This window comes from Pseudomonas sp. BAV 4579, from assembly GCF_009765395.1.
Taxonomy (GTDB): domain Bacteria; phylum Pseudomonadota; class Gammaproteobacteria; order Pseudomonadales; family Pseudomonadaceae; genus Chryseomonas; species Chryseomonas aestiva.
This window is the reverse complement of the sequence record NZ_WHOV01000002.1, coordinates 186189-210591: the sequence shown is the minus strand read 5'-3', so window position 1 is coordinate 210591 and position 24403 is coordinate 186189. Positions and strand designations below refer to the sequence as shown.

The following is a 24403-nucleotide window of genomic DNA, read 5'->3' as shown; positions in this document are numbered from 1 at the left end:
TATCCTCTGACCTTTCACGCAACCCGCTGGAGTCCGCCCATGCGTCTGTCCGTTCTCGCCCTGCCGCTGGTGCTCGCCGCCGGCCCGGTATTCGCCTTCAACCTCAACGACGCCGTCAACGCCTATAACGGCGCCAACGGCAACAACAACGCCAAGGCCACCGCCGCCGCCGCGGCCACGCCCCAGGCCCAGGCCTGCTGCAGGCGCTGACCAGCCAGCTCAACGTCACCCCGCAGCAGGCGGTGGGTGGCACCGGCGCCCTGCTCGGCCTGGCCAAGAATCAGCTGGTGGGCAACGACTATCGCCAGCTGGCCAAGGCCGTGCCAGGCCTGGATCAGCTGGCCGGCGCCAATGCCACCGGCGGCCTGGCGCAACTGGGCGGCCTGGGCAGTCTGCTCGGTGGCGGCGGTCAGGACGCCAAGCAGAGTCCGCTGGGCAGCCTGCTGGGCAATGTCGACAGCCGCCAGGACGTCGACAAGACCTTCAACGCCCTGGGCATGAACAGTGGCATGACCAGCCAGTTCGCCCAGGTGATCCTCGGCTATCTCGGCAAGCAAGGCACCCAGCCCTCCCTGCTGAGCACCCTGGGCAATGTCTGGGGCCTGTGACGTTGCCCCGCGCTGGCTGACCCACGCAGCGGCCGGCGCCGAGCCGGACTACGTCGAGGCACCGCTCGGCTGGCTCTATGCGGACCGCGGCTCGCTCACCGAACGGCTGACCGCCCTCAGCGGCGGACGCTTCGCCGTCGAGGTGATCGCCCAGGGCTGGCAACCGCTGCGCCCGGACGAGTGCCAGGCGCTGGAGGTGCCGCCGGCCAGCCCCGGCTGGGTGCGCGAGGTCTGGCTGCGCGGCAACGGCGAAGCCTGGGTCTTCGCCCGCAGCGTGGCGGCGCGCGCGGCCCTGGAAGCGGCGGATTTCGACCTGGCGGCGCTGGGCGAGCGGCCGCTCGGGCACTGGCTGTTCCAGGCACCGGCCTTTGTCCGCGGGCCGCTCCAAGCCTGCCGCTATCCACTGGCCTGGCTGCCCGCAGGGGCGGCAAGCGCGCCCTGCTGGGCCCGGCGCTCGGTGTTCCGGCGCGGTCCCCTGGCGATCCTGGTGGGCGAGGTCTTTCTGCCGGCCTTTTGGCCTCACGCCGGGCGCGAGGGTCAGGCGGAGCATCACGACGGCAGCGGCGACGCCCCAGGGCCCCTATAATCGCCAGGCCCTTCACCATGCAGCCGTCCGATGAAAAAGAACGCCTCCCGTCCCCGTGATCGCCGTCCTGCCGCGCCCCGCGGCCCCGAGCCCAGCGCCCGGGTGATCGCCACGCGTCCCCGCCGCGAGCGCATCCGCGACTTCGTCCAGCTGACCCGGCTGGACCGACCCATCGGTATCTATCTGCTGCTCTGGCCCACCCTCTGGGCGCTGTGGATCGCCGCCGAGGGCGTGCCGAGTCTGAAGAATCTGCTGATCTTCGTGCTCGGCGTGGTGCTGATGCGCTCGGCCGGCTGCGTGATCAACGACTTCGCCGACCGCAACTTCGACGGCCACGTCGCCCGCACCAAGAATCGTCCCCTGGCCACCGGGCGCATCTCGCCCAAGGAAGCCCTGCTGTTCTTTGCCGTGCTGGTGCTGCTCAGCTTCGGCCTGGTGCTCTGCACCAATGCCACCACCGTCTGGCTGTCCTTTGGCGCCCTTGGCGTGGCAGCGCTCTATCCCTTCATGAAGAGATATACCTACTACCCTCAGGCGGTACTGGGTGCGGCCTTTTCCTGGGGCATGCCCATGGCCTTCACCGCCGAGACCGGCGAGTTGCCGGCGGCGGCCTGGCTGCTGTTCGTCGCCAACGTGATCTGGACGGTGGGCTACGACACCTACTACGCCATGGCTGACCGCGAAGACGATCTCAAGATCGGGGTGAAATCCACCGCCATCCTGTTCGGCGATGCCGACCGGGTGATCATCGCCACCCTGCAGGGCCTGACGCTGTTCTGCCTGGCGCTGGCCGGTGGCCGCTTCGGCCTGGGCCTGCCCTTCTACCTGGGCCTGCTGGTGGCAGCCGGCTGCTTCGCCTGGGAATTCCACGTCACCCGCGACCGCGACCCGCTGGTGTGCTTCAAGGCCTTCCTGCACAACCACTGGGCGGGTCTGGCGATCCTCATCGGGATCATCGCCGATTACGGACTGCGCTGAGCCGGAGCGCCCGCGGCGGCATCGGCCACCACCTCCGGCAGCGCCTCGGGTTGCGCCGCCGGCACCGCCCGGGCCTTCTTGGCCCTGGACGCCTTGCGGCTCTGCTGCCAGGCCACCGCCAGGCCACTGGCGCAGATGATGAGGATGCCGATCAGCGCGCCGCTGTCCGGCACATGGCCGAAGACGAGGTAGCCGATGATGCCGGCGGTGACGATCTGGCCGTAGCTGAAGGGCGCCAGCAGCGCCGGCGGCGCATAACGGAAGGCCTGGGTCAGCAGCAGGTGGCCGGACATGCCGAAGAGGCCGAGCAGCGCCAGCATGAAGCCGTGGGTCAGGGTCGGGATCTCCCAGAAGAAAGGCACCACGCTGCTCAGCACCAGGGTATTGATGATGCCGGTCAGGAAGTTGCTGGTGGTGGGGCTGTCGATGCCGCTGAGCAGGCGCGTCAGCAGCTGGTAGAGGCCGAAGCACACCGCCGAGCAGACCGGCAGCAGCACCGCCGGGGTGAACAGCTGGCCGCCCGGTCGCACGATGATCAGCACCCCGATGAAGCCGGCCAGCACCGCCGCCCACTGGCTGCGGGTCACGCTCTCCTTGAGCAGCGGCACTGACAGTGCCGTCACCATCAGCGGGGCGAGAAAGTTGACCGCGGTGGCCTCGGCCATCGGCAGATAGCGCAGCCCGGTGGTGAAGAACAGGCTGCAGCCGATCAGGCACAGCGCCCTGAGCACCTGCAACCCCGGCCGCTTGGTGCGGATCACCGCTAGCCCCGAGCGCGGGATGAAGATGCCCATCATCAGCAGGGTGTGGGAGAGGTAGCGGGCCCAGACCACCATGACCACCGGATAGAAGCCGGACAGGTACTTGGAGAGGGCATCGTGGGAAGCGAACAGCCAGACCGCGAGGCAGATCAGGGCGATGCCCTTGAGCGGCTGGTCGGCGAATCTCAGAGTGGGTCCTGCGGTAGCGCTCATTGGACTCCCGTGGTACTGACGGCGGTCCCTGACCGCCTGCATGATCCGGCCGTCCTGCACGGCGGTCCGTCGGCGTGACCACCGACTCGGGACATGGACCTCGACGTCACCGGAGCGTGCCGTCGAGCACCCATCCTGTCGCCCTCAGGACCGCGATACCGGGCGATATTTCAATAGCTTACTAACTATGACCCGGCGTGCAGCCCGGTCTCCCCCGAGCTTAGTCCAAGCGCCCCGCCGATCTCAATGCGCTTGGCCGACGACTTCGCTGACGGCCCGCACGAAGGCCTCGTCCGCCTCCAGCGCCCCGGGGATCTGCTCGCGCAGGTAGGCCACCCAGGTGCGGATCTTGGCATCCAGGTACTGCCGCGAGGCATAGAGGGCATAGACGTTGAGGCGCTGCAGGCGATAGGCCGGCAGCACTCGCACCAGGCTGCCGTCGCGCAGGCCGTCCACCGCCGAATAGAGCGGCAGCACGCCAATCCCCAGCCCCTGGCGCAGGGCCTCGGTCATGGCGTCGCCGACGTTGACCTGGAAGGGGGTCTCGCCGATGCGATAGGTTTCCGGGCCATTGGGGCCGTCGAAGTGCCAGCGGTCGAAGGACACCACCGGGCTGATGAATCTCAGGCAGGCGTGATCGGCCAGTTCCGCCGGCGTCTGCGGCTGGCCGTGTTCCTGCAGATAGGCCGGCGAGGCGCAGAGGATGCTGTAGGTGTGGCCGATCTGCTGGGAGACGAAGCCGGAGTCGGGCAGTTCCACGGCTACCACGATGGCGAGGTCAAAGCCCTCCTCCAGCAGATCGGGGATGCGGTTGGCCATGGTCAGGTCGAAGCGCACCTCGGGGTGCAGGGCGCGATAGCCGGCGATGGCGCGGATCACGTAATGCTGACCGATGCCGGTCATGCTGTGCACCCGCAGCCGCCCTTCGGGCCGCGCCTGGGCGTGCCCGGCCTCGGCTTCGGCCTCCTCGACATAGGCGAGGATCTGCTCGCAGCGCGCCAGGTAGCGCTGACCGGCTTCGGTCAGGGCGATGCGCCTCGTCGTGCGGTGCAGCAGGCGGGTGCGCAGATGGGTTTCCAGATGGGCCACCGCCCGGGAGACGTGGGCCGTGGTGGTCTGCAGCGTCTGGGCCGCGCCGGTAAAGCTGCCGCTTTCCACCACGGCGACGAAAACGCGCATGTTGTGCAGGGTGTCCATGCCGCCTCGACAATCGGGAAAAGCGTCATTCTCCATATTATTTCAGTATGTGAAACAAAGATTCGCCGGTTGACGCGCTAATCGACCACCCCGGAATTTTATAGAATCGTTAGCAGCCTAATGGTAACGTCCGCTGACCTCGCGGTTTACGTCCGTCCTCTACAGGCGTCCTCTTCAGTTCCAGCTCATCTCGCCAACCTCGCTGCGCTGCCTCATGCCAGACGCAGGTTTGGCCCTGTTGCCAACGGACCTCCACGTGTCGCCTTCCTCTAGCAGAGTCTGGCCTGCGCTCTCGGTGGTCGCCCTCGCGACCCTGCTGGCCGGCTGTATCGGTACCGGTCACAACGCGCCCCAGGCGCAGCGCCTCGACGACCAGGCGCTGGCCACCGACGGTGCCATCCAGGCCGCCGCCAGCCAGGCCGCCTGGCCTCAGCGCCAGTGGTGGCGCGCCTATGGCGATCCCCAGCTGGACGCCTGGATCAGCGGCGCCCTGGCGGACAACCCGCGCCTGGCCACGGCTACCGCCCGGGTGCGCCGCGCCGAGTCCCTGGCCGGCCTGGCCGAATCCCGTGAATCCCTGCAGGTCGAGGGCAAGGGCGCCTTCAAGCGCTACAGCTGGCCCACCGACGACTTCTATGGCCCGGGCGAGCTGGCCGATCGCACCACCTGGAACAACAATGCCGAACTGGGTCTGAGCTATGCCCTGGACTTCTGGGGCCGCGAACGCGATGCCAGCGCCCAGGCCCTGGACCAGGCCCACCAGGCCGCCGCCGAGGTGCGCGCGGCCGAGCTGGAGCTGACCGGCAACATCGTCCGCAGCTATATCGGCTTCGCCCTGCATCACGACCAGCGCGACATCCTCGCCGCCACCCTGGAGCAGCAGCGGCACCTGGCCGACCTCGCCCAGCGCCAGCTGGACGGTGGCCTCGGCACCCAGTTCGAGGTCAGCCAGGCGCGCACCCTGCTGCCCGAGACCGAACGCCAGCTGGAAGCCCTGGACGAGACCCTGGCGCTGGATCGCAACCAGCTCGCCGCCCTGGCCGGCAAGGGCCCGGGTGCCGGCGCCCGCCTGCAGCGCCCGCGCCTGACCCTGGGCGCGGCACCGCGCCTGCCCAGCGCCCTGCCGCTGGAACTGGTCGGCAAGCGCCCCGACGTGGTGGCGCGTCGCTGGCAGATCGCCGCGGCGGCCAAGGGCGTGGACGGCGCCCGCGCCAGCTTCTATCCCAACATCGACCTGGTGGCCAACGTCGGCCAGTTCCTGACCCTGGGTCGCCTCAGCGAGATGCTGACCCACGCCAAGACCGGCTCCTTCATAGGTCCCGCCTTTTCCTTGCCGATCTATGACGGTGGCGCCCTGCGCGGTCGCCTCGGCGCGGAGTCGGCGGCCTACGACATGGCCGTCAGCGCCTACAACCAGACCCTCGTCGACGCCCTCAAGGACATCTCCGACGCCCTGATCAAGGCCGATTCGGCGGCCCGGCAGGCCACCCTCGCCGACCAGGCCAGCCAGGCGGCCCAGCGCACCTACGACATCGCCCGCGAGGCCTTTCGCCGCGGCCTGACCGACTACCTGCACGTGCTCGACGCCCAGACCCGGCTGTTCGCCCAGCAACGCGTCACCGCTCAGGTGCACGCCCTGCGCCTGGCCGCCCAGGCCGCGGCCCTGGTCGCCCTCGGCGGCGGCGCGGACCTCGAACGCGGCCCAGGCGACCACGACCTGGTGCCGGCCCGCGTCGCCGTCGAGCGAGCCCCCCGATGACTGCCGGCACCGCCACTGGCGCACCGCTGCGCCAGGCCCTCGGCGCCTGGGCCCGCAGCGATGGCAGCCTCTGGCTGTACCAGGCCAAGGTGCTGCTCGCCGCCAGCCTGACCCTGTGGCTGGCCATGCGTCTGCAACTGCCGCACCCCAGCTCGGCGGTGATCACCGTGTTCATCGTCATGCAGCCACAGAGCGGCCAGGTGCTGGCCAAGAGCTTCTATCGGGTGATGGGCACCCTGCTGGGGCTGGCGGTGATGCTGGTGCTGATCGCCCTGTTCGCCCAGGAACGGGTGCCCTTCCTGATCTTCCTGGCGCTGTGGATCGGCCTCTGCGTGGCCGGTTCGGCTCGCTACCGCGACTTTCGCAGCTATGCCTGCATGCTGGCCGGCTATACCGCCGCGCTGATCGGCATTCCCGCCGCGCTCAATGCCGACACCGCCTTCATGTCGGCGGTGATGCGGGTACTGGCCATCACCCTGGGCGTGCTCTGCAGCGGCGCGGTGAGCGCGGCGGTCTTTCCGCAGACCAGCGCCACGGCCATGCGCGCGACCCTCTACCGACGCATGGGCGGCTTCGCCGGACTGGCCGCCGACGTCCTGCGCGGTCGTCTCGATCGTGCCTCCCTGGAGGCTGCCGGAGTACGCCTGGCCGCCGAGGCGGTGGGGCTGGAAAGCCTGCGCAGCGCCTCGGCCTTCGAAGACCCGCACATGCGCATGCGCAGCGGGCGCCTGGCCCGGCTGAACGCCGAATTCATGGGCCTGACCACCCGCCTGCATGCCCTCAGCCGCCTGCTGATGCGCCTGCGCGAGCGCGACGCCCAGTTGCCGCTGGCTGTCCTCGAACGCCTCTGGGCGCCGTTGCTGGAGGTGTTCGAGGAATGGCGTGGCCAGACCCTTACCGAACGTGCGGCGGCTGCTGCCGCGGCGCGTCTGGAACAGCTGCACCAGGGCCTGCGGCCGCGCATTCGCGCCCTGCGTGCCGAGTTGCCACCCCTGAGCGAAACCGACCGGCGGGACTTCGAGACCGCCGTGGAGCTGCTCTTTCGCTTCACCGGCGAATGGCACGGCTATCTGCAGACCCACGCCTCCCTGGCGGCGCCACGCCACAGTCGCGAACAGTGGAAGCCGCGCTTCGTGGCCAAGGCCAATGCCCTGGGCGCGGCGGTCACCGGCATCCGCAGCGCCTTTCTGGTGCTGGTGCTGGGCGCCTTCTGGATCGCCAGCGCCTATCCCAGCGGCGGCATGCTGGCGCTCAATGCCGCGGCCGTCTCGGCGCTGGCCTCGGCCTCGCCCGATCCCAAGCGCACCGCCTTGCAGATGGCGGTCGGCGCCAGTGGCGGCGTGGTGCTGGGCTTCTTCCTGACCTTCTTCGTCTTTCCCTGGATCAGCGGCCTGCCGCTGCTGCTGCTGACCCTGGCGCCGGTGTTCATGCTGGGCACCTGGATTTCCCTGCGCCCGGGCTGGATGGGCTATGGCCTGGGTTGCCTGGTGTTCTTCTGCTTCACCTCGATTCCCGACAATCCGCCGGTCTACGACGCCTACGCCTTCATCAACAACGGCATCGCCGTAGTCCTGTCGATGGTGATCACCGCGGCGGTCTCGGCGGTGCTGCTGCCCCCCAACAGCCCCTGGCTGTGGCGCCGCCTGGAGCGTGACCTGCGCCAGCAGCTGGTGCGGGCGGTGAGCGCGCCGTTGCCGCACCTGGCGCCGACCTTCGAAGGCCAGACCCGCGACCTTCTCAACCAGGCCTATGGCGTCAGCGCCGGACGCGGTGAAGCGCAGCGGCGCCTGATCGGCTGGGCCTTCGTGGTGCTGGAGATCGGTCATGCGGTGATCGAACTGCGCCAGTTGCAGGCCCGCCTGCCCGCGGCCCCGCGCTATGCCGAGAGCAGCGCCTGGCGCCAGGCCATCCGCGTGCTCGGGCGCGCCCTGGTGCGCCTCTTCCTCAAGCCCGGCGCGGAACATCTGCGGCGGGCGCTGGTGGCAGTGGACGCGGCCCTGCTTGCCGTGGCGACCGTGACCGAACCGCCGCAACTGCCCTATGACGAGTCGCCCCTGCGTCAGGTGCAGAGCGACCTGCATTTCATCCGCAGTGCCCTGCTCGATCCCCAGGGGCCCCTGGCCCGCTATCACGAGATTCCCCATGCCCCGTGAAATCGCCTTCCACGGCCTCTACCTGCCCACCGTGACGGTGCTGTTCCTGGTCGCCGCCCTGCTCGCCTGGGCGCTGGACCGGGTGCTCGCCGCGGTCGGCCTCTACCACGTCGTCTGGCATCCGGCGCTGCTGCGCCTGGCCCTGTTCATCTGCCTCTACTGCGCCCTGGCGCTGTGCGTCTATCGCTAGGACTCCTGCCATGATCCTCAAGAAACTCTTTGGCGTGCTCTTTACCCTGCTGGTGGTCTGCCTGGCGCTGATCCTCGGGCGGCTGCTCTGGGTGCACTACATGAACGATCCGTGGACCCGCGATGGCCGGGTGCGCGCCGAGGTCATCACCATCGCGCCCGACGTGGCGGGGCTGGTGACCGAGATCGCCGTGCGCGACAACCAGTGGGTCAACCAGGGCGACCTGCTGCTGCAGATCGATCCGGAGCACTACGAGATCGCCGTGCATCAGGCCGAGGCCACGGTCGCCGCGCGCAAGGCCACCCTCGCCATGCGCCAGCAGAATGCCCGCCGCCGTGCCGACATCGACAGCCTGGTGGTTTCCCGCGAGAACCGCGAAGACGCCAGCAGCGCCGCCCTGGCCGCCGAGGCCGATCTGCGCCAGGCCCAGGCCCAGCTGGAATCGGCGCGCCTCAATCTCAAGCGCACCCGGGTGCTGGCCCCAGTCGACGGCTACGTCACCAACCTCTCGGTGTTCAAGGGTGACTATGCCGCCGCGGGCGCGCCCAAGCTGGCCGTCATCGACGCCCATTCGTTCTGGGTTTATGGCTACTTCGAAGAAACCAAGCTGCCCCATGTGCAGGTGGGAGCGGCCGCCGAGATGCGCCTGATGAGTGGCCAGACGCTGCGCGGGCATGTGGAAAGCATCGCCCGCGGCATCTACGACCGTGACAATCCCCAGAGTCGTGAACTCACCGCCGACGTGAATCCCACCTTCAACTGGGTCCGTCTGGCTCAACGGGTACCGGTGCGCATCGCCCTGGATCCACTGCCCGAGGGCCTGCTGCTGGCGGCCGGTACCACCTGCACCGTGGTACTGGAAGACGTTCGCGGCGAACGCTCCTGGTGGGACGCCTTCTGGCAGGGCTGAGCCCGCCCCGGACGCCCGCCTTTTCACTGCGCCAAAACGACAACACCCCTGACACCGGCAGGTTTCGCTTGAGACGAAACCGGTCGAATTCAGGGGTGTGGTCGTATCCAGCCCAGTCCGCCGCGAGTGCGAAAGTACTCCCTGTACCCTTGGAACCCTCCCTTACTGCAGAGCGTCCCGACCTTGTGGCCCTTGCGTCTCGGATCAGGAGACGACTTCGAGGTTGTCCATTGAATCGGCTTAAAGCTGCAATTCAATGACAGCGCCTCGGCTGCCGGTCGTCACGACCGGCAGCCTGTCTCTCATGCGGCTGGCGTCAGGGACGACGACGGCCCATGAAGAACGACACCACGAACAGCACCAGGAACAGCACGAACAGTATCTTGGCAATACTGGTGGCGGTACCGGCGATGCCACCGAAACCCAGGACGCCTGCGATGATCGCGATGATCAGGAAAGTGATAGCCCAGCTCAGCATGGTGTTTCTCCTATGTATTACAAGTGCACTCAGCGGACGACAGCACCTGTCCAGCGAGCAGTGGTTTTATTAGCGAAATCCTAGGTATCCAGACTCGCCATCCGTGGTTCCACAGCGGTCAGATCGAGATCCAGACCGTTGAGGTTGTGCGTCTGATTGAGCGCACGACCCATTATCAAAGCGCTGAGCACCATACCGATCACAACCGCCGCTGCCGCGAACAACACAATCACCAGCAGCATCCACATCATGGTCATGACCTCAAAATACCCAGCGGGTCTGCTTTACCAGGCGGTCACCGTTTGACTGTGCCGGGATGGCTTTGAGTTCCCCACGACCTTGACTTGCCAGCGGCTTGGCTGCGGGCACCATGGCCTGGGCAGCGATGCGGGTGGAGGCGATGAGTGCCTGTTCGCGGCTGACGTCCTGGCCCTGGGGGGCAGCGACGGCGGCGCTGGCGAAGCAAGCGAAGAGCGCAGTACCTACCAAGTGCTTGCGAAGGGTCTGGCTGATCATCGGGTCTCTCCTGCAGTCCGTTGGCCCTAAGGCCGGCTTGCCAAGAAGAGTGCAGACTGCGTGCCAGCTTTTCTAAAACCTTTTTTACCTTATAAATCAGTAACTTATAGTTTTCACTGGTAGCCGCCACACATGCACCTTGCAAGGTGCAACGCCTGAAGCATTGCGTTTTGCATGATGGCCAGGGGCTGATCGGACCTCCCTGGTCCGGTTGGCTGCCAAGCGCACCGGCAAAAGACTGGATAAAAGCCTTCCCCGGCGCCAGGAAAATCGGCTTTTCACGGTTTTCGACCCTCCGGGTTGCGATCTGCACGATGCTCGCAAAGGGACGGTGGATAGCCCGATGGTCCTGCGGATTGCAACTTGCACGATGTATCATGGACTAACTGCCAGCCCTGTCCTTTAGCGCGTTTCGGCCCTTCGGCCTGGAGTTTTGCCGTCATGGAACAAACCAGCGGTCGCATCCTGCTCGTGGACGACGAAGCCGCCATCCTGCGTACCTTCCGCTTCTGTCTGGAAGACGCCGGCTACAGCGTCGCCACGGCCAACAGCGCGGCCCAGGCCGAGGCCCTGCTGCTACGTCAGGTCTACGACCTCTGCTTTCTCGATCTGCGCCTGGGCGCGGACAACGGTCTGGACGTCCTCCAGCAGATGCGTATCCAGGCGCCCTGGATGCGGGTGGTGATCGTTACCGCCCACTCGGCCATCGACACCGCGGTGGACGCCATGCAGGCCGGCGCCGCCGACTACCTGGTCAAACCCTGCAGTCCCGACCAGTTGCGCATGGCCGCGGCCAAGCAGCTGGAATTCCGCCAGCTCTCGGCGCGCCTGGAGGCGCTCGAAGGCGAGGTACGCAAATCCAGCGCCGGCCTCGATTCGCGCAGTCCGACGATGATGAGCATCCTGGAGACCGCCCGACAGGTCGCCACCACCGATGCCAACGTGCTGATCCTCGGCGAGTCCGGGTCCGGCAAGGGCGAACTGGCCCGCGCCATCCACGCCTGGAGTCGCCGCGCGAAAAAGACCTTCGTCACCATCAACTGCCCCTCGCTGTCCGCCGACCTGATGGAAAGCGAGATGTTCGGCCATACCCGCGGCGCCTTTACCGGCGCCAGCGAGAGCACCCTCGGCCGCGTCAGCCAGGCCGATGGCGGCACCCTCTTCCTCGACGAGATCGGCGACTTCCCCCTGGCCCTGCAGCCCAAGCTGCTGCGCTTCATCCAGGACAAGGAATACGAGCGCGTCGGCGATCCGGTGACCCGCCGCGCCGACGTGCGCATCCTCGCCGCCACCAACCGCAACCTGGAACAGATGGTGGCGGAAAACGAATTCCGCGAAGACCTGCTCTATCGCCTCAACGTCATCGTGCTCAACCTGCCGCCGCTGCGCGAGCGCAAGGAAGACATCGTCGATCTCGCCGAGCGTTTCCTCGCCCGCTTCGTCAAGGACTACAACAGACCCGCCCACGGCTTCAGCGAGGCGGCCCTGGACGCCCTGCGCAACTACGGCTGGCCAGGCAACGTCCGCGAGCTGCGCAACGTCATCGAACGCGCGAGCATCATCTGCGGCCAGGATCTGGTGGACGTCAATCACCTGGGCCTGGGTGACAGCCCGGCCACCAGCGGCGCCGCCAGCGCACCGCGGGTTGGCGAGGCGCTGAGCCTGGAAGCCCTGGAGCGCGCCCACATCGCCGCGGTGATGGCCACCAGCGAGACCCTCGACCAGGCCGCCAAGACCCTGGGCATCGACGCCTCCACGCTCTATCGAAAACGCAAGCAGTACGGGCTATGAAGCTGCCGATCAAGTTGCACACCCGCCTCTTTCTCAGCATCTCCGCCCTGATCGCCGTAGCCCTCATCGGGCTGCTGGTCGGCCTGGTCAGCGTGCTGCACCTGGCCCGCGAGCAGAGCGTCCAGACCCGCAGCAACCTGGACTTCATCAACCTGACGCTGAACATGCGCCAGGAGCTGAGCAACAGCCTGTTCCAGATGCTCGACGGGGCACCTGATCCACAGTCACTGGTGGCGGCCCAGCAGCGTTTCCAGGAGTACCTGCAACGGGTCGAGGGCCAGATGCGCAATCCCGAGCAGCTGGCCATCCTGGAAGACGTCAAGCAGCGCTACCAGCGTTTCGCCGACTACCTGCGCGCACCGCCGGCGGGCTATGGCGAGTTGCTCGCCGATCGCGGCTTCCAGCAAACCCTCAATGCGCTGCGCACGCGCATCTACGACCTGCAGCGCAGCTACGTGGTGACCCTGGAGCGCATGCAGGACGAGGCCCATGACCGCGCGGTGATCATCGCCCTGCTGCTGGCGCTGATCGGCGTGGCCATCCTGGTCACCGGGGTGGTGACCGCCAACGGCATCGCCCGGCGCTTCACCGGACCCATCGATGGCCTGGCCAAGGCCGCCGAGCGCATCAGCCAGGGCAACTTCGACGTCCAGCTGCCGACCTCACAGATCGCCGAATTCACCCTGCTCAGCCGCCGCTTCGGCAACATGGCCCAGGCCCTGCACCGCCTCAGCCAGACCAATGTCGAGGCGCTGGTGGCCGGGCAGCGGCGCCTGCAGGCGGTGCTCGACAGCATCGACTACGGCCTGGTGATCCTCGATCCTCAGGGCAACATCGAACACGCCAATCCGGTGGCCTGCCGCCAGCTGGACTGGAACGAGAATCACCTGGGCGAATCCCTGATCGCGGCCCTGGAGCGTCCGGAAATCGAGGCCAGCGTGCAGCGGGTGCTGGCCGGCGGCGCCCTGGATGCGGCGCCCGAAGACCTGGAGATCCGCGTCGACGACGAGGTGCGGCTGCTGGCCTGGAGTCTGACCCCGGTCAACCACGCCGACGGCCGCAGCGTGGGCGCGCTGATGGTGCTGCGCGATGTCACCGAGCAGCGCGCCTTCGATCGGGTGCGCAACGAATTCGTCCTGCGCGCCTCCCACGAATTGCGCACCCCGGTCACCGGCATGCACATGGCCTTCGGTCTGTTGCGCGAACGCCTCAAGGTGGCGCCGGACTCCCGCGAGGCCTTTCTGCTGCAGACGGTGGACGAGGAAACCCGTCGCCTGGTGCAGCTGATTAACGACCTGCTGGACTATTCCCGTCACCAGAGCGGTCTGCAGCGTCCGGAAAAATTGCCGAGCGAGATCGGCGATCTGCTGGAAGCGGCCCGTGCCCGCCACGCCGACGAGGCCCGCGAGCGCGATGTCGAGCTGGCCGTCGAGTTGCTGCATACGCCGTTGCCACGGGTCAGCCTGGATCCCAAGCAACTGGGCCGGGTGTTCGACAACCTGCTGAGCAATGCCCTGCGCCATACCCCGGCGGGCGGCCGTATCGTCATCCAGGCCATGCGCCAGAACGAGCAGCTGCTGATGGCGGTGCAGGACAATGGCGAGGGCATCGCCTACGCCCAGCAGGGCCGGGTGTTCGAGCCCTTCGTGCAGATCGGCAGCCAGAAGGGCGGCGCCGGCCTGGGCCTGGCCCTGTGCAAGGAAATCATCCGCCAGCACGGGGGCCGCATCGGCGTGGTCTCCCGCCCCGGTCAGGGCACTCAGATATTCATGACCCTGCCGACCTGAGCCAGGTCGGCCTCCGCCCGCGAGCAGGGTCGCGCCAGTCGGCCCGATCCTGCCAGGACGGATGAAAACGAACGCCCGCTCGGACAGCCCCCTCTCCCTCGGGGAGAGGGTTGGGGTGAGGGCAACAGCCCATCACGACGTCACAGTGGAAAAGGCTGCGCCGTTTTCCACGCTACCGGGCTGGCCCCTCTCCTTTCGGGAGAGCCGCCGAAGGTTGGGCTGAGCGCAGCGCAGCCCAACAGTGCCCAGATCGAATCCGCGTTGTTGGTCTGCGGCGATGGAGCCGTCTCAACCCAACCTAGGGGCGCTACAGCAGCGTCTGCTCCAGCGCCTGGCGCCAGCCGGCATAGAGTTCGGGCACGGCATTGGCGCGGGGTTCGTAACGGCGGCGGGGTCGTTCGAGATCGGCCAGGGCCGCGGCGTCCTGCCACCAGCCTAAAGCATGGCCGGCCAGGTGGGCGGCGCCCAGCGCCGAGACCTCCGGCGATAGGCTGCAGATCACCGGGCGCTGCAGGAGATCGGCCTGGAATTGCAGCAGCCATTCGTTGCGCGTGGCGCCGCCATCCACCCAGAGTTCTTCCAGGGGCGTCGGACTGTCCTGCTGCATGGCGTCGAAGACGTCGCGGATCTGGTAGGCGATGGCTTCCAGGGCCGCGCGCATCAGGTGCGCCCGCCCGCAGTTCTCGGCCAGGCCGCAGAACAGTCCACGCGCCTCGGCCCGCCAGTGCGGCGCACCGAGGCCACCCAACGCCGGGACGAAGTAGACGCCACCGTTGTCCGGCAGCGCCGCGGCTTCGGCGGCCAGGGTCTCCAGTTCTCCGGCGCCGCCCAGCAGCCGCGCCGTCCAGCCCACGGCGGCACCGGTGTGGACGATGTTGCCTTCCAGGGCAAAGGTCGGGGTCTTGCCCAGGCGCCAGGCCAGGGTGGTGGCCAGGCCATGGGCGGAGACCACAGGTTCGGCGATGGGTGTCATCAGCGAGGAGCCGGTGCCCAGGGTGGCCTTGACCTTGCCCGGGACGAAACCACCCTGGCAGAACAGCGCCGCATGGGAATCGCCGATCATCGCCAGGATCGGCAGACCGGCCGGCAGCGGGCCCTGGGCACGGGTCTCGCCAAAGCAGCCGGCACTGGCGCGGATCTCCGGCAGCGCCGCCCGGGGAATGCCGAACAGACCCAGCAGCTGCGGATCCCAGTCACCACCGCGCAGGTCGAGCAACTGGGTACGGGCCGCATTGGCCGCGTCGATGAGAAAGCTCGCGCCACCGCTGAGTTGCCAGAGCAGCCAGCTGTCCACAGTGCCCAGGCAGATCTCGCCAGCGGCGGCGCGGGCCGTGCCGTCGGGAATCTGGTCGAGCAGCCAGCGCCATTTGCCGGCGGAAAACATCGGGTCCAGCGCCAGGCCACTGCGCTGCAGGATCAACTCGCCATGACCGGCGGCGTGCAAGGCTTCGCACTGCGGCTGGGATCTCTTGCACTGCCAGCTCACCAGCGGGCCGAGCAACTGGCCGCTGCTACGCTCCCAGGCCAGGGCGGATTCACGCTGGTTGCTGATGGCGATGGCTGCCAGGGGGGCATCCGTCTGGGCCAGGCAATCGCCGATGGCGCCCTGCAGGGCCTGCCAGATGGCCAGGGGATCCTGCTCGGCATAGCCCGCCTGCGGATGCTGGACGGTGAGCGGCCGAGAACCGCGGGCCACGACCCGACCGGCGCGATCCACCAGGATCGCCTTGGCATTGGTGGTGCCCTCGTCGAGGGCGAGGATCAGCGGTTCGGCGGCCATGGCAGCTCCTGTTGTACTTGTCGTGGCAGACGCCCGGGCCTCAGCGCAGGCGCTGCACCGCGGCAACGATACCGGCGGCATCGATACCATGCTTGGCACGGGTCGGGCCGCGGCCACCGGCGGCGGCATACTCGCCATCGGCGATGCCCAGGCGGATCAGCGGCACGCCCAGCGCGGCTTCGGCCATGACCTCGGCGACCAGGCTGCCCACCCCGCCATTGACGTTGTGCTCTTCCACCGTGACCACCCCGCCGCGGGCGGCGCAGAGGGCTTCCAGCAAGGCCTCGCGCTGCAGCGGACGGATCGACGACAGGTTGATCACCTGGGCGCTGATGCCCTGCTCGGCCAGCGACCGCGCGGCGTCCACCGCCTCGTGGACCACCGAACCCAGGGCCACCAGGCTGACGTCGTGACCCTGGCGCAGCACGTCGACCTGACCGGGGACGAAACGGTAGTCTGGCCCATGCAGATCGGGCAGCGCCTTGCCGTCCAGGCGGATATAGACCGGACCGTCATGGGCCAGAGCGTGCTCGACGATCTGCCGGCACTCGCGGCCATCGGCCGGCGCATAGATCTCCACGTTGCCGAAGCCGCGCATCACGGCGATGTCGTCGAGGCTGTGGTGGGTACTGGCCAGGGGACCATAGCTGGCCCCGGCGTTGAGGCCGAACATCTTGACGTTGGACCTGTTGTAGCAGACGTCCACCTTGACCTGTTCGTTGGCGCGGGAGATCAGGAAGGGCGCGGCGTTGCAGGTCACCGCCACCTTGCCGGCGAGGCCCAGGCCGGCGGCCACCCCGACCAGGGTCTGTTCGGCGATGCCGACGTTGACCAGGCGCTCCGGGAAGCGTTTGACGAAGGGGCCGATCTTGGCCGTGGAGGTGGAGTCGCTGACCACCGGCACCAGGTCGACGCCGGCGTCCACCGCGGCGATGAAGGCCTCGACCATGACGCTGGCGAGATGGGCTTCGCCCGGGGTCTGGGTATCAGTGGCCATGGTCGAGCTCCTCCAGTGCAGCGGCGATCTCGTCGCCCTTGGGCACCCGGTGGTGCCATTCGGGTTTGCCTTCGATGAAGGAAACCCCCTTGCCTTTGACGGTATTGGCGATCAGCACCTGGGGCTGGCCGCGGTGTTCGCGCAGCGCTTCCAGGGTCTCCACCAACTGGGCCACGTCGTTGCCATCGCACTCGACCACATGGAAGCCGAAGGCGCGCCACTTCTCGGCCAGGGGTTCCAGCGGCAGGATCTCGGCGGTGGGACCGGCCAGTTGCAGGCGGTTGTGGTCGACGATCACCGTGAGGTTGTCCAGCCGGTACTTGGCGGCGGTCAGCGCCGACTTCCAGTTGGAGCCCTCGCCCAGTTCGCCATCACCGGTCAGTACATAGACGCGGCGCGGACTGCCATCGCGTTGCGCGGCCAGGGCGATCCCCGTGGCGACCGGGAGGCCGTGGCCGAGGGCGCCGGTGTTGAGCTCGATGCCAGGGGTCTTCTGCCGCACCGGATGACCCGGCAGGTGGGAGTCGAAATGCTGGTAGGTGTCGAGCCATTCCGGCGGGAAGTAGCCGGCCTCGGCCAGGCAGCAGTAGAGGCCGCCGACGCCATCACCTGCACCGGCGCCCTCAATGCCCAGGCCAAGGAACTCACCGTGGGCCTGGCCGTGGCCAACCTGCAGGCCGACTTCTTCAACCAGATCAAGCAGGCCGTCGAGGCCGAAGGCAAGGCCAAGGGCATCAAGGTGATCACCGTGGACGCCCAGGGCAACTCGGCGACCCAGGTCAACCAGATCCAGGACCTGATCACCCGCCAGGTCGATGCCCTGATCTACATCCCGGCCGGCGCCACCGCCGCCGGTGTCCCGGTCAAGGCGGCCAAGGCCGCCGGCATCCCGGTAGTGGCGGTGGACCGCAACGCCCCCGACGCCCCGGGTGACACCTTCATCGCCAGCGACAGCGTCGCCGCCGCCCGCACCCTGGCCGAATACGTCGGCAAGGTCACCAACGGCAAGGGCCGCGTCGCCATCCTCCAGGGCCAGATCGGCACCACGCCGGAAAACGATCGCGCCAAGGGCTTTGCCGAAGGCCTGGCCAAGTTTCCCGAGCTGAAGGTGGTCGCCCAGCAGCCCGCCGAGTGGGCCCAGGACAAGGGCTTCGCCGTGGCCCAGGACATGCTCCAGCGCGATCCCAACATCAGCGTCTTCTTCGGCCGGGCCGACGCCATGGCCTTGGGTGCCGCCCAGGCGGTCAAGGTCGCCAACCTCGACCATCCGGTGACCATCGTCGGCTTCGACGGCGACGTGGCCGGCCTCAAGGCCGTGGCCGCCGGCACCCTGTCCGCCACCATGACCCAGCAGACCCGCAAGATGGGGCGCATGGCCCTGGAATCGGCGGTGGCGCTCAAGGAAGGCAAGCAGGTACCCAAGGAGCAGTTGCAGGAGGCGATCCTGACCACCAAGGATAATGTCGCCCCCTTCATCGAGAACCACCCGTAACGGATCGTCTGGCCAGCGGCGGGTAACGGCCGCCGCCTCCCGCCCTTATCCAGGTGCCTCCCGAGGGAGGCACAGCTTCTGCTCCCCCTTCGGAGGCCCCATGTCCGCCGTCATGCCCCTGGAACAGCCCGCCGCTCTCAGCCTGAGAAACATCGGCAAGAAATACGCCGGCATCGAGGTGCTGGCCGGGGTGGACGTCGACATCCAGCCGGGTGAGGTCCTGGCCCTGCTCGGCGAGAACGGCGCCGGCAAGTCCACGCTGTCGTCGATCATCGCCGGCCTGGTACCCCCCGAGGCCGGTGGGCGCATGACCTGGCTGGGTCGCGACTACGTCCCGGATTCCCCCGGCGCCGCGCTGGCCGCCGGCATCGGCCTGATCCACCAGGAGATCCGCCTGCTACCGGAACTGACCATCGCTGAAAACATGTTCGTCGGCCGCCTGCCCATGCGCGGCGGGCGGATCGATCGCGCCTTCATGGCAACCGAGGCCCAGCGCCAGCTGGATCGACTGGGCCTGAAGGTACCCGCCACACGCACCGTGGCCGGCCTCAGCGTGGCTGCCCAGCAACTGGTGGAGATCGCCAAGGCTCTGCCCCTCAAGGCACGCCTGCTGATCCTCGACGAGCCCACCGCGGCCCTGGGTGGCGAAGAAACCGAGTTGCTGTTCGCCCAGGTCGAGCGGCTCAAGGCCGAGGGCGTGTCCTTCATCTATATCAGCCATCGCCTGGAAGAGATCGCGCGCATCGCCGACCGGGTGCTGGTCTTGCGCGACGGCCGCCAGATCGCCTTGCACGCCACCGCCCAGGTGCCGGTGCGGCAACTGGTGGAAGAGATGGTCGGGCGCAGCGTGGAACGCATCTTCCCGACCATGGCCGCGCCCGGTACGCAGGAGGTGCTGCGGGTCAAGGATCTCAGCTGCCGCGAGATGCCGCTCAAGCACATCGATTTCGCGGTGCGCGCCGGCGAGGTGTTCGGCGTCGCCGGGGTGGTCGGCGCCGGCCGTACCGAACTGGTCCGCGCCATCGCCGGCGCGGCCGAACAGGTCACCGGCACCCTGGTGCTGGAAGGCCGGACCTGCCGCTTCGCCAGCCCGTGCGAAGCCATCCAGGCCGGCATCGTGCTGGTGCCCGAGGATCGCAAGCAGCAGGGCGTGGTGGTCGACCACGCCATCGAGGAAAACCTCATCTATGGCAACACTGATCTGCTCGCCGCCGGCGGCTGGGTGTCGCCCGGCAAGCTGCGCGCCTTCGCCCGCAAGGCGGTGGCGCGGCTCGGCGTGAAGGGTCAGCCGGAGCAGGCCATCGCCGCCCTCTCGGGTGGCAACCAGCAGAAGGTGATCATCGCCAAGTGGCTGGCGCGCAATCCCAAGGTCTTCATCCTCGACGAGCCCACCCGCGGCATCGACGTCGGCGCCCGCGCCGCCATCTACCAGGTGATAGCCGAACTGGCGGCCACCGGCATGGCGGTGATCGTGGTCAGCTCGGATCTCGACGAGGTTCTCGGCCTGTCGCACCGGGTCATGGTGATGAGCCGTGGCCAGCAGATGGGCATTCTCGAACGTGAACAGGCCACCCCGGTGGCCGTGATGGAATTGGCTACCGCCTGACTAGGAGTTCTCCCATGCGTCTCTTCGATCTCGGCGGCCAGACCGCCTTCGTCACCGGTGCCGGCAGCGGCATCGGCCAGGCCATCGCCATCGGTCTCGCCGAGGCCGGGGCCCAGGTGGCCTGCTTCGACCTGCCCGGCAGTCGCGACCTGGCCGGTACCGTCGAGCGGATCCAGGCCCACGGCCGCCGTGCCCTGGCCCTGGAGGCTCGGTGACCAGCGCCGCCGACCTGGAAGCCGCCGTGGCCCGTACCGAGGCCGAACTCGGCCCCCTGAATCTCGCGGTCAACAGCGCCGGCATCGCCAACGCCCAGCCGGCCGAGGAGCTGGAACTAGAGCGCTGGCAGCGCATGCTCGACATCAACCTCACCGGGGTGATGCACAGCTGCCAGGCGCAGGCGCGGGTCATGCTGCCGCGCGGCAAGGGGGCCATCGTCAACATCGCCTCCATGTCCGGCAGCATCGTCAACCGCGGCCTCTTGCAGGCCCACTACAACACCTCCAAGGCCGGGGTCATCCACCTGACCAAGAGCCTGGCGATGGAGTGGGCCGAGCGCGGCATCCGGGTCAACTGCATCAGCCCCGGCTATACCGCCACGCCGATGAACACCCGTCCCGAGGTGGCCGACCAGGTCAAGATCTTCGAGCAGACCACCCCGCTGGGCCGCATGGCCGAGGTGGAGGAAATGGTCGGTCCGGCGATCTTCCTCTGCAGCCCGGCGGCGTCCTTTTGCACCGGCGTCGATCTGATCGTCGATGGTGGTTTCGTCTGCTGGTAACGCCTTTCACGATCTGCTGCGCTTCGGCCAACCTGCGTTGAATACAGCCTGGATCGCCAGCCCGGTCGGACTGCTCATTTACCACTCGTAAACTTGAGCGCAAGCCCGGTCCGCGTCCTCAGCTGTCTTCGCCTTGTTTGGCTCTAGCTCGCGGGATCGTGGCCTATAGCTCTAGGAGGTTTCACGTGGAACGTCGCTTCGCAGGTCAGACCGTGGTCATCACCGGCGGTTGCCGCGGCATGGGTGAGGGTATCGCCGAGCGCTTCGGTCGTGAGGGCGCCAACCTGGTGCTGGTCTCCAACGCCGAGCGGGTGGACGACACCGCCGCGCGGCTGGCCGCCGAGACCGGTGCCGAGGTGCTGCCGCTGGTGGTGGACATCACCGACGAGGCGGCGGTGGCCGACCTCTATGCCCAGGCCGAGGCCCGCTTCGGTCGCATCGACGTTTCGGTGCAGAACGCCGGGATCATCACCATCGACGCCTTCGACCGCATGCCGCGCGAGGACTTCGATCGCATCCTGCAGGTCAACACCACCGGCGTCTGGCTGTGCTGCCGCGAGGCGGCCAAGCGCATGGTCGCCGCCGGGCGTGGCGGACGCCTGATCAACACCAGCTCCGGCCAGGGTCGCCAGGGCTTCATCTACACGCCGCACTATGCGGCGAGCAAGATGGGCGTCATCGGCATCACCCAGAGTCTGGCCCATGAACTGGCGCGCCATGGCATCACGGTCAATGCCTTCTGCCCGGGCATCATCGAAAGCGAGATGTGGGACTACAACGACCGGGTCTGGGGTGAGATCCTTTCCACCCCGGAAAAGCGCTATGGCCAGGGCGAACTGATGACCGAGTGGGTCGGCAACATTCCCATGAAGCGCGCCGGCACCCCCGCCGACGTGGCCGGCCTGGTGGCCTTCCTCGCCTCGGCGGACGCCGGCTACATCACCGGCCAGGCGATCAATGTGGACGGTGGCCTGATCATGTCCTGAGAAGCTGCTCATAGGCGGCTACCCGTCGGCCAAACGGCGTTGAAAGCCCTTCGGAATGTTCATTTACCACTCGTAAACTCCGCTTCCTCAGGGCTTTTCGCCTTGCCTGACGCTAGCTCGCGCGCTGACGAGCAGCCTCGGGCAAGGACGCCCGGCCGCAAAAGCCTTGGCGTCCGGCGGGAGGCTGAGGGAAAATAGCTGGAAAATGCGCCTTTCTAACAGGTACGTGCCTGCTTTTCGGTGGTTCGTCGCGGCCAGGGGACTTCCCGGTCCGGGCTGGCGGCCGCGAGCGCGGCGTATCCGCTGGTACCGGGAATCTGGATGAGTAACCTCGAAGAACAACGCCTGCTGACCAAGATCGCCTCCCTCTACTACGAAGAGGGACTTAAGCAGTCGCAGATCTCCGAACAGCTCGACCTGTCGCAATCCTTCGTCAGCCGCGCCCTGAGCCGAGCGCTCAAGGAAGGCATCGTGCGCATCTCGGTGCAGCGCCCGCGCAACTTCCATCTGGAACTGGAGCGTCAGCTGCAGCAGCGCTACGACATCCGCCAGGCCATCGTGGTGGAGCCCACCGGCGACGACGAAGAGGCCATCAAGCAGGCCATCGGCTCGGCGGCCGCCCACTACCTGGAAACCAGCGTCACCGAGAAGGACCACATCGGCATCTCCTCCTGGAGCTCCACCATCCGCGCCATGGTCGGCCACATGCACCGGGGCAGCAGTCGCCAGGGCGCGACCGAGGTGGTGCAGCTGCTCGGCGGGGTCGGCAACAAGGGCGCCTTCGAGGCCACCCTGCTGACCCAGCAACTGGCCAACCTGCTGGGTTGCCCGGCCTATCTGCTGCCGTCCCAGAGCATCGAGCAGTCACCGGAAAGTCGCCAGCGCATCCTGCAGCTGGACGAGGTGCGCGAGGTGACCGAACGCTTCGCCCGGCTCACCGTGGCGCTGGTCGGCATCGGCGAACTGGAGCCGTCGCAGCTGCTGCGCAACAGCGGCAACTACCATGGCGAGGCCATGCTGGAGGTGCTCGCAGCCCGCGGCGCGGTGGGCGACATCTGCCTGAGGTACTTCGATGCCCAGGGCCGGCCGGTGCTGGACGACAGCGAAGAGACGGTGGTCGCGGTGGATCTGCCGCAACTGCTGAAGATCGACCGCGTGGTGGGTCTGGCCGGCGGCCTGCGCAAGGTCAACGCCATTCGCGGCGCGCTACAGGGTGGTTATCTGGATGTCCTGGTGGTCGATCTGCGCACCGCTCTAGCGCTGGTTCCCTGATCGACGCAAGGCGCTGCCAGAAACCGGCTCGAAAACGCGATTTCCTGCCAAACCGTACGTTGCACTTGGAAATCTTTGGCAACATTCGGCACGGGCTGATCCGTAAGCTGTAGGACGACTGTTCTCTGGATAGCGTCCCATGACCTCTGCGTCTTCGGCTTCGGCCACTGCCCTGCCCCCCTCCCAGCGCCGCCGCCCTGTCGGCGCGTCTCGATCGCCTGCCAGCCACCCGCAGCCTGTGGCGCCTGGTGGCGCTGCTGTCCATCGGCGGCTTCTTCGAACTCTACGACCTGTTCCAGACCGCCTACATCAGCCCCGGTCTGTTGCGCGATGGCGTCTTCCAGACCGGCGCGGCCGGGGTGTTCGGCGTCTCCGACCAGGCCGCCTTCGCCGCGGCCACCTTTCTCGGCCTGTTCGTCGGCGCCAGCCTGCTCAGCCCCATCGCCGACCGCTTCGGCCGCCGGGCGATCTTTACCTGGGCGCTGGTCGGCTACACCCTGGCGACCCTGGCCATGGGCCTGCAGACCACCGCCCTGGGGCTGATCGTCCTGCGCTTCGTGGTGGGCATCGGCCTGGGCCTGGAGCTGGTGACCATCGACGCCTATCTGTCGGAACTGGTGCCCAAGGCCATGCGCACTTCGGCGTTCGCCTTCGCCTTCGCCCTCCAGTTCCTCTCGGTGCCGGCGGTGGCGTTGCTGTCTTGGTGGCTGGTGCCCCAGGCGCCGCTGGGGATCTCCGGCTGGCGCTGGGTGGTGCTGTCCAGTGCCGTCTTCGCCCTGTTCATCTGGTGGCTGCGCCAGCGCCTGCCCGAATCACCGCGCTGGCTGGCCCAGCAGGGCCGGCTGGACGAAGCCGAACAGGGCGTGGAGCGCCTGGAAGCCGCCTGCCAGGCCGACTGCGGCCAGCCGCTGCCGCCGCCAGCGGCAGTGGTGGAAGAACCTGCGGTAAGCGCGCGCTTCGCGGCGCTGTGGCAACCACCCTATCGGCGCCGGGTGATCATGCTGATCGTCTTCAACCTGTTCCAGGCCATCGGCTTCTTCGGCTTCGGCAACTGGCTGCCGGCGCTGCTCTCCGGCCAGGGCGTGAGCCTGACCCACAGCCTGGGCTATGCCTTCGTCATCACCCTCGCCTATCCGCTAGGGCCGCTGCTGTTCGTGCGCATCGCCAATCGCTTCGAGAACAAGTGGCAGATCGTCGGCTCCGCCCTGGGGACGGTGGGCTTCGGCAGCCTGTTCGCCCTGCAGCAGGGCGCCCTCGGTCTGATCCTCTGTGGCATCGGCATCACCTTCTGCAACGCCTGGCTGACCTTCGCCTTCCACTCCTACCAGGCCGAGCTGTTTCCCACCGCCATCCGCGCCCGGGCGGTGGGCTTCTGCTATTCCTTCAGCCGGCTGTCCACGGTGTTCAGCAGCCTGCTGATCGGCACCCTGCTGGAGCGCCTGGGCACCCCGGGCGTGCTCGCCTTCATCGTCGCCAGCATGCTGATCGTGGTGCTGACCATCGGCCTGTTCGGCCCGCGCACCCGCAACCGGGCACTGGAGGACATCGCCCGCTGAAGGATTCCG

At 67.8% G+C, this 24403-nt stretch carries 20 protein-coding genes and 3 pseudogenes; 15 read left to right on the top strand and 8 right to left on the bottom strand.

Annotated elements, in window-relative coordinates; translation table 11 throughout:
- Positions 1-39: 39 nt before the first annotated feature.
- From GSQ95_RS01040 to ubiA, 3 genes and pseudogenes are all read left to right on the top strand, one after another.
- Positions 40-608, top strand: a pseudogene (locus GSQ95_RS01040) (DUF2780 domain-containing protein).
- Positions 592-1194 (top strand): chorismate lyase, encoded by a 603-nt coding sequence (locus tag GSQ95_RS01035; RefSeq protein WP_158890035.1) that lies wholly within the window; start codon positions 592-594, stop codon positions 1192-1194. The pseudogene GSQ95_RS01040 and the gene GSQ95_RS01035 overlap by 17 nt, the downstream one beginning before the upstream one ends.
- A gap of 30 nt (positions 1195-1224) precedes the next feature.
- Positions 1225-2172, top strand: coding sequence for a 4-hydroxybenzoate octaprenyltransferase (gene ubiA / locus GSQ95_RS01030; protein WP_256664442.1), 948 nt, complete (start codon positions 1225-1227; stop codon positions 2170-2172).
- On the opposite strand, the gene GSQ95_RS01025 is transcribed toward ubiA, so the two are convergent.
- The gene (locus GSQ95_RS01025; RefSeq protein ID WP_158890037.1) at positions 2157-3146 is read right to left on the bottom strand and encodes a DMT family transporter; all 990 of its coding nucleotides are present in this window, start codon (positions 3144-3146) and stop codon (positions 2157-2159) included. The two genes, ubiA and GSQ95_RS01025, sit on opposite strands and share 16 nt — an antisense overlap.
- Positions 3147-3389: 243 nt before the next feature.
- Positions 3390-4343, bottom strand: a complete 954-nt coding sequence (locus tag GSQ95_RS01020; protein ID WP_158890039.1) for a LysR family transcriptional regulator — start codon at positions 4341-4343, stop codon at positions 3390-3392.
- A 256-nt stretch (positions 4344-4599) separates the two neighbouring features.
- On the opposite strand from GSQ95_RS01020, the gene GSQ95_RS01015 reads away from it, so the two are divergent.
- Genes GSQ95_RS01015 through GSQ95_RS01000 form a run of 4 tightly spaced genes read left to right on the top strand, consistent with a single transcriptional unit; the run spans position 4600 to position 9355 of the window.
- Positions 4600-6102, top strand: coding sequence for an efflux transporter outer membrane subunit (locus tag GSQ95_RS01015; RefSeq protein WP_256664441.1), 1503 nt, complete (start codon positions 4600-4602; stop codon positions 6100-6102).
- A complete protein-coding gene (locus GSQ95_RS01010) occupies positions 6099-8255 on the top strand; it encodes an FUSC family protein (RefSeq protein ID WP_158890041.1) in 2157 nt (718 codons plus the stop codon). Before GSQ95_RS01015 ends, GSQ95_RS01010 begins: the two co-directional genes overlap by 4 nt.
- Positions 8245-8445, top strand: coding sequence for a DUF1656 domain-containing protein (locus GSQ95_RS01005; RefSeq protein ID WP_007160208.1), 201 nt, complete (start codon positions 8245-8247; stop codon positions 8443-8445). The genes GSQ95_RS01010 and GSQ95_RS01005 overlap by 11 nt, the downstream gene beginning before the upstream one ends.
- Positions 8446-8455: 10 nt before the next feature.
- Entirely contained in the window at positions 8456-9355 is a 900-nt protein-coding gene (locus tag GSQ95_RS01000) for an HlyD family secretion protein (protein WP_158890043.1), read from the top strand.
- A 316-nt stretch (positions 9356-9671) separates the two neighbouring features.
- Here the strand turns inward: GSQ95_RS01000 and GSQ95_RS00995 are convergent, their stop codons facing one another.
- The 3 genes from GSQ95_RS00995 to GSQ95_RS00990 form a co-directional block, all read right to left on the bottom strand.
- A complete protein-coding gene (locus tag GSQ95_RS00995) occupies positions 9672-9833 on the bottom strand; it encodes a DUF1328 domain-containing protein (protein ID WP_007160206.1) in 162 nt (53 codons plus the stop codon).
- Between the two features lie 80 nt (positions 9834-9913).
- A complete protein-coding gene (locus GSQ95_RS26075; protein ID WP_178118362.1) occupies positions 9914-10084 on the bottom strand; it encodes a hypothetical protein in 171 nt (56 codons plus the stop codon).
- Positions 10085-10094: 10 nt separating this feature from the next.
- Positions 10095-10349: a hypothetical protein gene (locus GSQ95_RS00990; RefSeq protein ID WP_007160204.1), complete on the bottom strand. Its 255-nt coding sequence runs from the start codon at positions 10347-10349 to the stop codon at positions 10095-10097.
- 441 nt (positions 10350-10790) lie between these two features.
- On the opposite strand from GSQ95_RS00990, the gene algB reads away from it, so the two are divergent.
- Together algB and GSQ95_RS00980 are read left to right on the top strand one after the other, a co-directional pair.
- Entirely contained in the window at positions 10791-12140 is a 1350-nt protein-coding gene (gene algB, locus GSQ95_RS00985; protein ID WP_133860284.1) for a sigma-54-dependent response regulator transcription factor AlgB, read from the top strand.
- Complete coding sequence (locus GSQ95_RS00980; protein WP_158890045.1) at positions 12137-13927, top strand: ATP-binding protein; 1791 nt, start codon at positions 12137-12139, stop codon at positions 13925-13927. The genes algB and GSQ95_RS00980 overlap by 4 nt, the downstream gene beginning before the upstream one ends.
- A 307-nt stretch (positions 13928-14234) precedes the next feature.
- Here the strand turns inward: GSQ95_RS00980 and GSQ95_RS00975 are convergent, their stop codons facing one another.
- From GSQ95_RS00975 to GSQ95_RS00965, 3 genes and pseudogenes are all read right to left on the bottom strand, one after another.
- Complete coding sequence (locus tag GSQ95_RS00975) at positions 14235-15707, bottom strand: FGGY family carbohydrate kinase (protein ID WP_158890047.1); 1473 nt, start codon at positions 15705-15707, stop codon at positions 14235-14237.
- 40 nt (positions 15708-15747) lie between these two features.
- Positions 15748-16704: a transketolase family protein gene (locus GSQ95_RS00970; protein ID WP_158890049.1), complete on the bottom strand. Its 957-nt coding sequence runs from the start codon at positions 16702-16704 to the stop codon at positions 15748-15750.
- Positions 16694-17314, bottom strand: a pseudogene (locus GSQ95_RS00965) (transketolase); the annotation flags it as partial. The pseudogene GSQ95_RS00965 and the gene GSQ95_RS00970, both read right to left, overlap by 11 nt.
- On the opposite strand from GSQ95_RS00965, the gene GSQ95_RS00960 reads away from it, so the two are divergent.
- The 6 genes and pseudogenes from GSQ95_RS00960 (at position 17234) to GSQ95_RS00935 (ending at position 24394) form a co-directional block, all read left to right on the top strand.
- Positions 17234-18196: a sugar ABC transporter substrate-binding protein gene (locus GSQ95_RS00960; RefSeq protein ID WP_256664446.1), complete on the top strand. Its 963-nt coding sequence runs from the start codon at positions 17234-17236 to the stop codon at positions 18194-18196. The pseudogene GSQ95_RS00965 and the gene GSQ95_RS00960 sit on opposite strands and share 81 nt — an antisense overlap.
- Positions 18197-18296: 100 nt before the next feature.
- Complete coding sequence (locus GSQ95_RS00955; RefSeq protein ID WP_158890051.1) at positions 18297-19802, top strand: sugar ABC transporter ATP-binding protein; 1506 nt, start codon at positions 18297-18299, stop codon at positions 19800-19802.
- Between the two features lie 14 nt (positions 19803-19816).
- Positions 19817-20580, top strand: a pseudogene (locus GSQ95_RS00950) (SDR family oxidoreductase).
- 185 nt (positions 20581-20765) lie between these two features.
- Positions 20766-21566 (top strand): SDR family oxidoreductase, encoded by an 801-nt coding sequence (locus GSQ95_RS00945; RefSeq protein WP_158890053.1) that lies wholly within the window; start codon positions 20766-20768, stop codon positions 21564-21566.
- A gap of 321 nt (positions 21567-21887) precedes the next feature.
- Complete coding sequence (locus GSQ95_RS00940; protein WP_158890055.1) at positions 21888-22838, top strand: sugar-binding transcriptional regulator; 951 nt, start codon at positions 21888-21890, stop codon at positions 22836-22838.
- A 146-nt stretch (positions 22839-22984) separates the two neighbouring features.
- Complete coding sequence (locus GSQ95_RS00935) at positions 22985-24394, top strand: MFS transporter (protein ID WP_158973727.1); 1410 nt, start codon at positions 22985-22987, stop codon at positions 24392-24394.
- Positions 24395-24403 lie beyond the last annotated feature (9 nt).

What these genes read in the sequence shown, in the direction of transcription:
- GSQ95_RS01020 (WP_158890039.1), bottom strand. Translation starts at nt 4,343, where the DNA reads ATGGACACCCTGCACAACATGCGCGTTTTCGTCGCCGTGGTGGAAAGC.
- GSQ95_RS01035 (WP_158890035.1), top strand. Translation starts at nt 592, where the DNA reads ATGTCTGGGGCCTGTGACGTTGCCCCGCGCTGGCTGACCCACGCAGCG.
- GSQ95_RS00980 (WP_158890045.1), top strand. Translation starts at nt 12,137, where the DNA reads ATGAAGCTGCCGATCAAGTTGCACACCCGCCTCTTTCTCAGCATCTCC.
- ubiA (WP_256664442.1), top strand. Translation starts at nt 1,225, where the DNA reads ATGAAAAAGAACGCCTCCCGTCCCCGTGATCGCCGTCCTGCCGCGCCC.
- GSQ95_RS01005 (WP_007160208.1), top strand. Translation starts at nt 8,245, where the DNA reads ATGCCCCGTGAAATCGCCTTCCACGGCCTCTACCTGCCCACCGTGACG.
- GSQ95_RS00940 (WP_158890055.1), top strand. Translation starts at nt 21,888, where the DNA reads ATGAGTAACCTCGAAGAACAACGCCTGCTGACCAAGATCGCCTCCCTC.
- GSQ95_RS00955 (WP_158890051.1), top strand. Translation starts at nt 18,297, where the DNA reads ATGTCCGCCGTCATGCCCCTGGAACAGCCCGCCGCTCTCAGCCTGAGA.
- GSQ95_RS00995 (WP_007160206.1), bottom strand. Translation starts at nt 9,833, where the DNA reads ATGCTGAGCTGGGCTATCACTTTCCTGATCATCGCGATCATCGCAGGC.
- GSQ95_RS01000 (WP_158890043.1), top strand. Translation starts at nt 8,456, where the DNA reads ATGATCCTCAAGAAACTCTTTGGCGTGCTCTTTACCCTGCTGGTGGTC.
- GSQ95_RS01025 (WP_158890037.1), bottom strand. Translation starts at nt 3,146, where the DNA reads ATGAGCGCTACCGCAGGACCCACTCTGAGATTCGCCGACCAGCCGCTC.
- GSQ95_RS00960 (WP_256664446.1), top strand. Translation starts at nt 17,234, where the DNA reads ATGCTGGTAGGTGTCGAGCCATTCCGGCGGGAAGTAGCCGGCCTCGGC.
- algB (WP_133860284.1), top strand. Translation starts at nt 10,791, where the DNA reads ATGGAACAAACCAGCGGTCGCATCCTGCTCGTGGACGACGAAGCCGCC.
- GSQ95_RS26075 (WP_178118362.1), bottom strand. Translation starts at nt 10,084, where the DNA reads ATGATGTGGATGCTGCTGGTGATTGTGTTGTTCGCGGCAGCGGCGGTT.
- GSQ95_RS01010 (WP_158890041.1), top strand. Translation starts at nt 6,099, where the DNA reads ATGACTGCCGGCACCGCCACTGGCGCACCGCTGCGCCAGGCCCTCGGC.
- GSQ95_RS00970 (WP_158890049.1), bottom strand. Translation starts at nt 16,704, where the DNA reads ATGGCCACTGATACCCAGACCCCGGGCGAAGCCCATCTCGCCAGCGTC.
- GSQ95_RS00990 (WP_007160204.1), bottom strand. Translation starts at nt 10,349, where the DNA reads ATGATCAGCCAGACCCTTCGCAAGCACTTGGTAGGTACTGCGCTCTTC.
- GSQ95_RS00975 (WP_158890047.1), bottom strand. Translation starts at nt 15,707, where the DNA reads ATGGCCGCCGAACCGCTGATCCTCGCCCTCGACGAGGGCACCACCAAT.